Below are 12,256 nucleotides of genomic sequence, written 5' to 3' on the forward strand. Positions count from 1 at the left end.
CGACTCCCCGAAGCCCAGAAACCGGAACAGCTCGCGCTGCGGATGCGCGCCCGCCCGCCAGCCCAGCACCTCGACCATCGAGACCAACTCGCCCGGCAGACCGGTGGCCTCACTCCCCGCCGAACCGCGGCGGTCGGTTACCATCGGCCCAACTTCCCAATCGTTCTTAGCATTTCGAAATCAACAACCCCTGCGTGTCCATAACCCTGGGCTCACGGTCGTCCCATAACCGCCACAATGCTCTCGCTTCAGTCGGCCCGGTTACCCCCCGTGGTGTCAACCAGCCAGCGGTCCACGTCCTCGATATCCTGTTCCTGCAAAGTCCCTACCGCCATGCGGAAACGGAGTAGTTCGAGAATATAGTCAATTCTCGCCGCTTCATATTCCCTTTGCGCGGCAACCGACATACGTATTGCTTCAACGTACTGACTGAAAGACCCCAGACCCTCCTTGAAATCCGATTCTGCTTGGTCAACCGCTTTAGTACGAGTCGTTATTACCTTTTTCCGGAACATAACACTCTGCGCACTCAGATTAACCGTTTCAAACTGCTCCTGTGCCTCTCGACGAACCCGAATACGCTCTTCCCTTGCCAGGTCTTTCGCTTCCGTCCACCGATGAGCCGCCTCTCGCGCCGCCGCCGCTATACGACCACCCGAATAAATAGGCATACTCACTTCGACGCCAACCGAGGCTTGCTGCGCGGCTGGAGTAAAGCCAGAGCCTCCCTTGTTCACGATATCGTCATATCTCGCAACAAGGTCTACCTTTGGATGATGTGCCGCCTTGCGCGCCTGATATTCTTTGCGTGCCGCATTCGCGGCAAAAAGGCGTGCTTGCAGGGCAGGACTCATTTCCTCAGCCATCTTTGTCCAATGTCGCACGTCTGACGGTTCGACTTCATCTATTTGAACGTCATCGGCCATAACCGATATTTTGCTGACCTCATTACCTACCAAGGCACCCAGTCGCCCACGCGCAATATTAAGCTTCCCTTTCGCCAATCGAAGGTTAGAACCGCTTTGGTCAAAGGCCGCGTCCATCGCATAAACATCGGTGTCCTTTACCAACCCTTGTTCGTACCGGTGACGTACCTGCTCCCGCTGCGCCCCGCTGGCCCGCAGTTCTGCCGTCGCGAAGTTCTGATCAATCAACGCCGACAGGGCACTGAAATAGGTCTGAGCCACTTCCATTAACAGGCTCTGTTTCCCGGCCCGATACTCCGCCTCAGCCTGGCTTTCGAAAAACTTCGCCCCCTTGGCCCGTTGCCAGACATCTCGATTCCACAAGCCATACCTGGCAAAGACGCCCCAACTTTGAGACGTGAACGTTTCATTCACAGGCTTCCCAAGATCAGGGAAAAAGAACTCCACGATCGTCTGAGCCAATGGAGAATCGCCGACCCGTATGCCTGCGGTCTCGCTCTTATAATTCTGTAATGCATACCCTGCTCTGAATCCGAGTTCTGGCCTCGTGGCGCCGCGGACCTGACTGGCCTTCTCCCCCGACGCCATATAGGTAGCCTCGAGCCGTGACCAGCGCGGGTCATTCTCCTTCGCCAGCTGCATCGACTCCGCGAGGTCCAAGCAATACACGGGACGAGCGAACAGGACCATACCGGCGCACAGCAAAAAGAGCTTCCCGCGGAATTGCCTAAGCGGCAAAATCATGCCAATGGCCACCATTCTGTGATCCCTTTAGAACTCGACCTCGAAGGTCGCCTCGCTTCACCAATCCCTTGATAGCAACCGCGAAATGGTAGCCTTCCGGGTTTTCGGACCAGTAAATAGACCAAGCCTGCGGGCGGGCGTCCATGGTCGGCGGGCATTCCAGCCAACCATCACCGTCCACCCGCGGCAGCACCGAGAAATGCGTCAACTCCGCCGAAAGTCCGACCCCGCGCGCTTTGATGTAGGACTCCTTTAGCGTCCAAATACGATAAAAAAGCGGCACGCGTCCCGCCACGCTCAACTCCGCCAACATCGCCTGCTCGGCCGGGGAAAAGTTTCTTGCCGCGACCATATCCAAATCCGGCAGGGGCTTCTGAAGCTCCACATCGACGCCACAGTCCATTCCCGAAGTGATCACGCATGCTGCCATCCCCTGCGTATGCGACAGATTGAACTTCAGACTCCCACTGTCTACCGGCGCTGCAATTTCTGGTTTTCCATAAGCATTCATACTGAATTGCCAACGCTCGGGGGCTACATCCCGATATTCGGATAACACCGTTCTCAGGAAATAATGAGAATGGAGATATTCCCGCTTATGGATGGAGAAGCGAAGACGATCAAACCGGGCGATCTCGGAATCGCTCAGCACAGGATAGCAAGTGTCATCAAACTCATTGGACTGTCCTTCGCCAATGGGAAAAATCCATATATCTGCGCCTGAGTTCGTCATCTTTTGGTAAAACTTGCGCTATCGCCGAGGCTTAGCGCCGCGCCGCCTTCTCATCCGCGGGCGACCCACCGACAGATATGGGCGCTCTATACAAAAGTCGCCCCTTCGAGAAATCTGTAATCCACTCCTGGGTCTCCGCCAAAACCAGATAGGCAGCTGGCATCAGCACCAGCGTAATCAAGGTCGAAAACGCCACACCATAAGCCACGGAAACCGCCATTGGAATAAGGAACTGGGCTTGCAAATCGTTGCTGAACATCAGAGTCGCCAAGCCGCCGAAGGTGGTCGCGGTCGTAAGCAAAACGGCCCTAAACCGGGCCTGACCGGCAGACAGAAGCGCTTCAATCAGCTCAACTCCGGCCGCGCGCTGACGATTCACGTAGTCAATAATCACCAGATTATCATTAACCACCACGCCGGCCACCGCAACGGCGCCGGCGGCGGACCACACAGTTATCTCTACGCCCATCAGAAAGTGGCCTATAAGTGCGCCAATAATTCCAAACGGGACTGCAAACATGACTAGTAGCGCCTGACCATAGGATCGAAACAGAACGGCTATCAAGGCATAGTTGATCATGGTCGAAAAAAGGGCCGCCCAAAGAATAAAACTAATGTAACTCCCGGCCTGCTCCTGAACACCGCCACGCCGCCAACCCAGGCTGGGGAACTCCTTAATGACCGCCGGTAACGCTTCCTCCTGGAGCGCAGTCATGACACTTCCTGGCGTCGCCATTGACTTGTCCACGAATGCCGTGACCTCGATCACCCGCCCACCTTTTTTGCGGACAATCTGACTCGGCCCGAAATCGTATTTGAGAACTGCCACACTGCTCAACGGCGCGGCATCGCCAGTTGGCAGGCTGATTGGCATATTCTCCAAATACCATCCGGATTTTCGTTCGCTCTCCGGATACCGGATACCGACCTTGACCTCGCTCAGACCCCGCTGGAAGGACTGCACTTCGACGCCGTGGAAGGCCTGCCGTACCTGGTCGGCGAGGTTCGCCAAGGTAAGTCCCATGTCGAGGGCCACGGGACGCAGCTCAAGGACTACCTCTCGTTGCCCACGGCGATGGCCGGCCGACACTCCATACGCGCCTTCAACCTTCGCCAGTGCGTCAGCGAGTCGCTGCGACGCGCGAGCCAGGTCGTCAAGGTTCTCCCCATAAAGCTCGATGTTGATATCGGGAACCGAAGGGATCAGTGATGCATTAAAAGACAAGTTTTCCACATCAGGGATCGTTCCAACTGCCTCGCGCCACCGCTTCGTCAACTCTTCGCCGGATAACAATCGCTTTTCCGGAACGGGGAGACCAACAGTAACAGAGCCGGAATGTCCTCCGTTCTTGCCACCCACCTGAGAAAAAATATCGGTAATCTGCGCTTCCCCAAGGTCCAACTTGGCCTGTTCCGCCACTTGTCGCGCCCCGGTGACCAGTATGTCGACGGCCTCCGCGGTCTGATCTGCGGAGGTACCTTCGGAGAATGCCAGTTCCGCGGTGACCGTGTCGGCATCAACCTGCGAAAGAAACCTGATCGGAAGATAGCCGCTGGCCAACATGCCCACACAGACAAGTAACACCATCATGAAGCCGACGATGACGGCATAACGATAATCGAGAATTCTCCTCAAGAATGGTCCATAACTCTGTGCCACAAATCCCTGAACCCGAAGCTTGCTTGTCAACTGCTGGAATATTCTAGATCCGCGAGAGGTCGACGCGTCTTGCGGACGCGCGTAAGACAAATGGTGAGGCAACATAAAAAGCGCTTCGAAAAGCGATGCCAAAAGAGCAATTATGATGATGATTGGGATAGGCGCAATGAGCTTGCCTGCCGCATGCGGAATGAACATGAGTGGCGCGAACGTTATTATCGTTGTCAGCGAGGCCAAGACGACTGGCAACGCCACATCCAGCGCGCCTCCCACCGCTGCATCGGCACCCCATTCACCCCTTTGATTGCGAGCATCGACACTCTCGCTTATGACGATTGCATCATCCACGACGATGCCAAGCACCATCAGCAGCGCAAACAGGGTCACCATATTCAGGGACAAACCGAGGTAATACATTACGACGAAAGTAACCAGAAATGAGAAAGGAATTCCCACGCTGGTCCAAAATGCGTAGCGACGCCTCATATATATGGCGAGAAAGAGATAGACGATACAGAAACCCTGCAACGCGTTCCAGGAAATGGTGTCCAGACGCTGACCGAGATATTTGGCGATGTCCTGCCATAAATCGACATGAATTTCTTTTGGCACATAAGCGGCAGCGGCGGCCACCTTTTCTTTCACTTCCGTGGCGATACGGATAACGTCTTCCCCACTGCCGCGGTAAATGCCCAACACGACGGCAGGCCGTCCGTTGAACTCGCTGCGGACGCCATCCTGCCCAAAGCCCTCGGTGACCTGGGCGACGTCACTCATCTGTAGCCGGGCGCCATCCGGCTTTGCGCGCAAGACAACATCCCCAAATTGGCTGGCGGAAGATTCGGCGCCGCGCACGACAATCGCTACGCTCTGCCCACCCTCTTTCATCATCCCGGCGGGAAGATCCAAGGAGGACGTGCGGACCGCCGCTGCAATCTCACCGACAGACATACCATATTGAACAAGGGTGTCTTGCGGGACGTTGATTGCGATTTCGTAAGGCTCCGCGTTCATCACCTCCACGGCGGTAATCGAGGTGTCCCGGAGCAGGTTTTCCCGAACCTGCTCTGCGATGTCGCGAAGCACTCTCATGTCCGTTACGCCCGAAACCACGACCGTCGCAACCAGATCCCGCAGCGTAAGTTCGACCACGCTTGGCTTAAGCGCGTTGGATGGAAAACCGTTAATGGACTCGACGCGCCGCCTGACATCAAAGGTCAGCTTGCCGACGTCATAGCGATTTTCCGTGCGTACAGTACCGATACAAACCCCTTCGCGAGCCAGGGTCTGGAAATCACGCACCCCCTCGAGACCGACCAGCTCAACGTCCAGGCGTTTACAGACACCTTCCTCTGCCTCCTGGGCTGAAGCGCCAGGGAACGGGACCGTGATAACAATAACGCCGGTGTTCGTGTCGGGCAGGATCTCTCGCGGCATGAACCACAGACTCAGGGATCCGGCCAAGGCCACAAGCAACATGATCAGGTTCACGGCCACCGGCTGACCGGCAAACCAGCGTATCACCGCCTTCATGCAAAGCACTCGGCGTAGAGATGCATTTCTGCGGCGCGCGCCAACGTCTGCGTTATCAAGGCGCCTCCGGGAGCGGTTCAGCAGCGACTGGACTATCGACTGATTTCGCGCCGCTGGATTCCTTATCCTTGCCTTCGACACGCACCCGGAGTCCTTCGACCCGGGTATCCAGCTTTGTCAGCAGAACCCGATCACCATCCTGCAGCCCGCCTCTGACGTAAATTTGTTCCTTGCCCCGGTACAGAGTCGTCACCGAACGCATTTCCAAACGATCGGCGTCGGTTACCAGCCACACCGTACTGTCGCCCTCCATGGCGACACGTGGCAGCACAGCCACTTTGTCGTATTCGCGGCCCGTTATTTTTGCCTCGACGAAAGTGCCCGGCATTAACGGGTGTTTAGATAAACTCGGATCGCGCAGGCCATAAGGGTCTTGCACCACGGCCACGACATAGAGCAGCCGATTTTTCAGATCAACCTCGCCCTCGGCTCGAACGATGGTTCCCGGCCACACGTGCTCGCTGCGCGGGTCGATCAACTCGACACTCGGAGCCTCCTGAACAAGCGCGGGCTGGTTCAGCTCCGGCAGCAATCCCATCTGTTGGTCGCCCACGGGCAAGCGCACCTCGACCAGGTCGGTCCCGTAAACCTCGGCTAGAGGTGTACCCGGCGCCACATACTGGCCGACCGCGGCCAAGCGACGCAGAACACGACCGTCAAATGGGGCCATAACCCTGGTCTGATCCAGTTGCCGCTGGGCCAACTCCAGGCCCGCGAGTGCCGCCTCTTCCGCCGATTCTGCCTGGCGAAGTTGCGGCTCTCCCCGTGCAAGCGGACTCTGCTCCAGCCCCTCGATGCCTTTGTTACCCCGCGCCGCTGCCTGGGCCTGAGCCAAAGCCAGACGGGCATTCTCAACCGCCGCGCGCGCGCGGGTGACTTCCAATTCATGTGGACGACGTTCGATCTCAAAAAGCAGGTCGCCGCTTTTGAAGAAGCCGCCGTCGGTCATCTGCGGCGCCGTACCGACCACCTTGCCACCGACCCCCGCCACCAGGGATATCGTCACCCCGGGCGCCGCGGTACCGCGGCTATAAATCGGTACGTTGACGCTTTGGAATTGGACCTCATGGACACGGACCAGCGGGATGTATTCCTCCGGCGGGCGGGCTTTCGCCTGTGGCCGGTTCAGTAACATCCAGGTGGTCCCGCCGATCCCGACCAGCAACAGCCCCGCGACGACCAAGCTTTGAGAAACCCGAATCATATATCCAATCTCCGCCGCTACCTGGACGACACAGACAGCGTGTCAGCCGAGACGCCAAAAAAATCGGCCGCGCGATCTGTCATTACGCTTTTCTGAGTCAGTATTTCCCGCAACCAATTAAAGAAAATAACAGAGTTCTTGTTAATATAAAAATGGCCGCCATCAAATAACTTTAGTGAAAAACCCCTACTCGTATACGACGACCATTGGTCTAAATCTCTGGCGCCAACATAAGCATCACTACAACCTCCAACGGCATGAATCGGTATCGGCAACGGAGCATGTCCCAAAGGTACCCATGTCTCGACAAGCCGGAAATCCGCTCGCAAGGCAGGCTCTAATAACTCAAGTAGTTCCGGACTCTGAAGCACCTCACTCGACATCCCCCCCAAGGCGCGTAATTGAGCGTAAAACTCGTCTCGGGGCAGGTCATGGACAGGTGACGCTGTACGAGGCAAGTGGGGTGGCCGTGTCGCCGAAACCACAAGCGCCTCAGGCAGGCGATGTCCGCTGTCGCGCAAACGGCTGCTGAGCTCATAAGCTATGCGCCCTCCCATACTGTGCCCGAATATAAAATAGGGCAGATCGGTCAAAGGTAGTAGCGCCTCGAACACTGCATCGAGCAACTGGTTTTGGTTGGAAACCGGTGCCTCGGCAATTCTTGCCCCCCGTCCGGGAAGTTGCACCGCCAGCAACTCAACGCCTGGTGTCAACTCGCGCGCCCAATCCGCGAACGCATGAGCCGAACCACCCGCAAACGGAACACAAAACAAGCGCGCGGTAATCTGATCCCCGGTTGGGAACCGATACAGCCAGGCACTGGCTGATGCAGGCCGCGCGCTTTGAGGTGGGTAAGACACGCTGGAAGAACCGCTATGTGAGGAGCAATGGGTCGGCTGGACGCCCAGGCGGCGCCGGCCAGATCATGGTGGCCAGCACCACAGCCGCGTTCGAGTTCACCGACACCAACTCAAGCCGCCGAACCAAAAGTGCTAAGCCATGGCGCGCAGTCACATCCCCAGACCACATAAGTGATCGTCCAGTTTGCCCCTGCTCAGGTTTCATCAACCGCCTCGGACTGACTCGAAACTTGATGAATGGAGTCGGCAATAACGCGGACACTGTCTGCTTGAAGCAAGCCGAAATGATCAGTGTCCATGTAATGTGTTTGCAGAGTCCCACCGACCAGTCGACGCCACGCCTTGTCCAGCTTCTGACCCTGGTTGTCACCCCCAGCGGCGGCGAACAGCAATACTGGCATGTCCATGTCCGTCGATACCGGCCGGTAAGTCATCAACATGTCGTTGAAACCACGCAATACCTCAATCTGTCGCTGAATCTGCGGCCAGCTGAAATAATCGCCCAGTTGCTCCATCAGTAAGCGACGCTGCTCGGATTCGGACAATTTACGAAACTTGCGCGCCGACATGGGCAGCTTGTCTCGTAACACGAACTTGACGATATCGGCATTGTCCATCGACTTTAGGCCGCGCATGATCTGGGGCGTGAACACGTCGAGCAGCACCAACATGGCAACTTCCTGGCCCGCGGCCCGCAACTGACGCGCCATCTCGAACGCAATCAGGCCGCCGAACGAATGTCCCGCCAGGCAATAGGGACCGTCTGGCTGACGTTTGCGTACGTGTTCAAGGTAATACGCCGCTGCACTCGGCAAGTCCGTGAATGGGTGCTGACCATTCTCAAAACCAAGCGCCTGAATTCCGATTACGGGCCGACTACCGGCCAGTGCCGTCGCCAACGCTCGATAGCCGAAGACTTGTCCCGTAATCTCATGTACGCAATACACGGGGAGGGCGTCGCCAGCGTCCTGCAGGCTAACCAGGGGCGACCATTCCGCGCCTGCGTCTTCGGCATCCAGCAGGCGAGCCAACCGACTCACGGACTGCGCCTCGAACAAGGACGCCAGCGGTAATTGCTTCGAGAACTCGCGCTGGACGCGCGCGATCAGGCGCACCGCCAACAAGGAATGTCCACCCAGCGCAAAGAAGTTGTCGTTGACCCCGACTTCCGGCAGGCCGAGCTCCTGTGCCCAAATGTCGGCCAGGCGCTGCTCGGTCGGTGTGCGCGGCGCCAAGAACGCGTCGGCGGCTATTGCATCCTCACGCGCCGCCAGACCAAGCCGGTCAATCTTGCCATTGGCGGTAACCGGCAGCTCGCTCAGATAGACCCATACCACCGGGATCATGTAATCGGGCAATGTATGCGCCAGAACCGCGCGCAGATCATCGCCGCCCAGGGCGCCGGCTTCGCTCAACACGACATAAGCCACCAGTTGCTGTACACCTTGTGGATTCGGTTTGGCCAGCACGGCGCAGGCTGCCACTTGATCAAGTCGATTGAGGGCTGTTTCGACCTCGCCGAGTTCGATCCGGAACCCACGGACTTTTACTTGTGCGTCAATCCGCCCGAGAAACTCGAGATCGCCATCACGACGCCAACGCACGCGATCGCCACTACGATAGAGGCGCTCGCTGGTGGCAAGGCCCGGCTCGCGGACGAACGGGTTGGCTATAAAAGCCGCGGCTGTCAACTCGGGCCGTCGCCAGTATTCATGCGCCAAACCGACTCCACCGATATGCAGTTCCCCCGCCACGCCAATCGGCACCGGCTGTCCCAGCGGGTCAACCACAAACACCTGCGTGTTGAAGATGGGCTTGCCAATCGGCGGCGGGCCCACACGACCCGGCGTCAGAGTCGCGCTGGTCGCCAGCACTGTGCATTCGGTGGGGCCGTAATGGTTGCTCACTTCAAATGGCAACCCGGCCACAATGCCCTGGCGCAATCGATCACCTCCCGTGAGCAGATGCCGCAGGCTGAGCCCTGCAGGGAGCACACCGTGGCGCAAGACCGCCTCCGCCAGCGGCGTCGGCAGAAAGGCGTGGGTTATACGCTCGCGCTGCAAGAAATCAAGTAGTTGCTCGGGCTGCGCCCGGGTCTGGTCGTCAACCACATATACGGTTGCGCCGCCGCTCAGGTAGGGCCAGACATCCCAGGTCGCCGCATCAAAGCCACTGCTTGCCAATTGGGCCGCCCGCGCGCCGTCTTCAACGACGTAGCGCCGACGATGCCATGCCACCAGATTGGCAAGACCACGGTGGCCCAGGCACACGCCTTTCGGCTCACCTGTGGAACCGGATGTATAGATCAGATAGGCCAATGCGTCCGCATCGTCGACCAGCGACGGCGGCTTGGCGCCAGCACGCAGCAGCGCTGCATAGGCTACGCAGTCACAGCGTGCCTCATTCAATAAACCGGCCGTTTTGGTGTCGGTAATGGTCAGGGCCAACTCGGCATCGTCCGCCATGAAGCTCAAACGCGACGCCGGCAAGGCAGGGTCCAGCGGCACGTAGGCCGCGCCCACCATAAGCGTGCCCAGCCACGCGGCTATCATCTCGGGAGAACGCGGCAGACAGACACCAACCCGCGCGCCCGGCCCGACTCCCCTGGCATGCAAGGCGCCCGCAATTCGGCCCGCCACAGTGGTCAGCTCGCCAAAGCTCAAGGAACTCGCCGGTCCCACCACGGCCGGACGCGTAGCAAAACTCGTCGCACACCGCGCCACTTGGACATGCACGGGCGTATCGTCCACCCGCGTTGTGGTGGCGTTTCGCTCCACCAACAGTTCATGCCGCTGGGTGGAGGACAACATCGGCAAGCGGCTGATCGACTGGTTTGGATCCGCAACGATGGCTTGGAGAAGCGTCTCCAGGTGTTCGCCCATCGCGCGAATGGTCTCGGCGTCGAACAGATCCCGACGGTACTCGAATCCGCCGCTTAACCCATCGCCGGTGTCGACCATGGCCAGCGTAAGGTCAAACTTGGCGGCCTGAGCAGCAAAGCCAACTTCTTCAAACGACAGCGATCCGGCCTTGAAACCCAACTGTGCCGCCATCTGCTGCTGGAACGTGAAGGCCACCTGAAACACCGGCGTCAGGCTCAGATCCCGCGCCAGCTTGAGTTCCTCCAGCAGCGCCTCGAACGACAGTTCAGCATGGTCGAAGGCACCGGTTACGGTGTCCCGTACCTGAGTCAGGAACTCTTGGAAACTCGGCTCGCCTTCAATCTGCGTGCGCAGCGCCAGTGTGTTGACAAAAAACCCGATCAACGGCTCCAGCTGTGGCAGCTTGCGGCCCGCCACCGGACTCCCGACGGCAAAGTCGCGCTGTCCGCTGTATCGGAATAGGAGCACCTGGAACGCGGCCAACAGCAGCGTATACAGCGTGACTCCCTGGCGACGGCTGAGCGTTTTTATCTCCGCCCATAATTGCGGGTCGAACGAAAACTGCTCGACGGCACCCTCGAAACTTTGCACCGCCGGGCGGGGTCGATCCAGCGGCAGCTCGAGCGCCGGCACACCGTCAAGCTGACGCCTCCAGTATCCAACCTGCTCTTCCCACACCTCGCCTTGCAACCAGGCGCGCTGCCACTGGGCGTAATCGGCGTACTGCACCGGCAACTCCGGCAAGGACGGTGCGCGACGCTCGTTCAGGGCGGCATAGATTTCCGCAATCTCGCCCACCAGGATGAGGTTTGACCAGCCATCCGAGATGATGTGATGCAAGGTCGCCAACAACACATGCTGCTGCTCCCCCAGACGCAACACCGTCAGACGCAACAGGCACTCGGCTGCCAGCCTGAACGGCCGCACCGCCTCGGCGGAGGCTCGCGCCTGTACCTCGCGCTCCTGCTCCGACGCGCTCAAGTGGCTCAGGTCGACCAGCGTCAGAAGCTTCTGTGGCGGCGGATCGATTACCTGGAACGCTTCGCCGGCCTGCGTCACCACCCGTGTACGCAACACCTCGTGGCGCTGCATGACCTGCAGCACCGCCTGTTCCAGCAGCGTCAGGTCCACGTCGCCGGTGACCCGTACCGCGAATGGAATGTTGTAGGCGGCATTTCCCGCGACCATCTGGTCGAGAAACCACAATCGCTGCTGTGCAAAGGACAGCGGCAGCGGGCCGTCACGCGGCACCGGCACCAGCGGCGGCAGCGCGCGCGCCCGCTCGGCGCCCGCAATCAGGCCCGCCAGCGCGGCCACCGTCGGCTCCCCAAACAGCGCCCGCAGCGACAGTTCGACCTGGTGACGGGCCCGCACCTGCCCGATCACCCGCACCGCCAGCAGCGAGTGCCCGCCCAGGTCGAAGAAGTTGTCGTGCCGGCCAATCCGCTCGATCCCCAGCACCTGCGACCAGATCGCCGCCAGCTGACGCTCAAGATCACTTTGCGGCGCCTCGTACGGGCGCTGCAGGTCGCCTGCCGGCGCCGGCAGCGCTTTGCGGTCCAGCTTGCCGTTCGCCGTCAGCGGCAGGCGCTCCAGCACCACCACCTGCGACGGCACCATGTACTCGGGCAGGCTGCCCTTGAGCGCGTCGCGC

At 59.1% G+C, this 12,256-nt stretch carries 6 protein-coding genes; all 6 read right to left on the reverse strand.

All coding sequences use genetic code 11. The features are described 5' to 3' along the window. Window positions 1-248 precede the first annotated feature (248 nt). Complete coding sequence (locus ABZF37_RS11375) at window positions 249-1,685, reverse strand: TolC family protein (protein WP_372719984.1); 1,437 nt, start codon at window positions 1,683-1,685, stop codon at window positions 249-251. Further along, window positions 1,654-2,403 (reverse strand): 4'-phosphopantetheinyl transferase superfamily protein, encoded by a 750-nt coding sequence (locus ABZF37_RS11380; protein WP_372719986.1) that lies wholly within the window; start codon window positions 2,401-2,403, stop codon window positions 1,654-1,656. Before ABZF37_RS11380 ends, ABZF37_RS11375 begins: the two co-directional genes overlap by 32 nt. A gap of 31 nt (window positions 2,404-2,434) precedes the next feature. Further along, window positions 2,435-5,596, reverse strand: a complete 3,162-nt coding sequence (locus ABZF37_RS11385) for an efflux RND transporter permease subunit (protein WP_372719988.1) — start codon at window positions 5,594-5,596, stop codon at window positions 2,435-2,437. Window positions 5,597-5,651: 55 nt separating this feature from the next. Further along, window positions 5,652-6,839, reverse strand: coding sequence for an efflux RND transporter periplasmic adaptor subunit (locus tag ABZF37_RS11390; protein WP_372719990.1), 1,188 nt, complete (start codon window positions 6,837-6,839; stop codon window positions 5,652-5,654). Between the two features lie 38 nt (window positions 6,840-6,877). Then, entirely contained in the window at window positions 6,878-7,720 is an 843-nt protein-coding gene (locus ABZF37_RS11395; protein WP_372719992.1) for a thioesterase II family protein, read from the reverse strand. A gap of 194 nt (window positions 7,721-7,914) precedes the next feature. Continuing rightward, on the reverse strand, window positions 7,915-12,256 hold a 4,342-nt coding region (locus tag ABZF37_RS11400), incomplete at its 5' end, for an amino acid adenylation domain-containing protein (RefSeq protein WP_372719994.1).

This window comes from Immundisolibacter sp. (assembly GCF_041601295.1).
GTDB lineage: Bacteria > Pseudomonadota > Gammaproteobacteria > Immundisolibacterales > Immundisolibacteraceae > Immundisolibacter.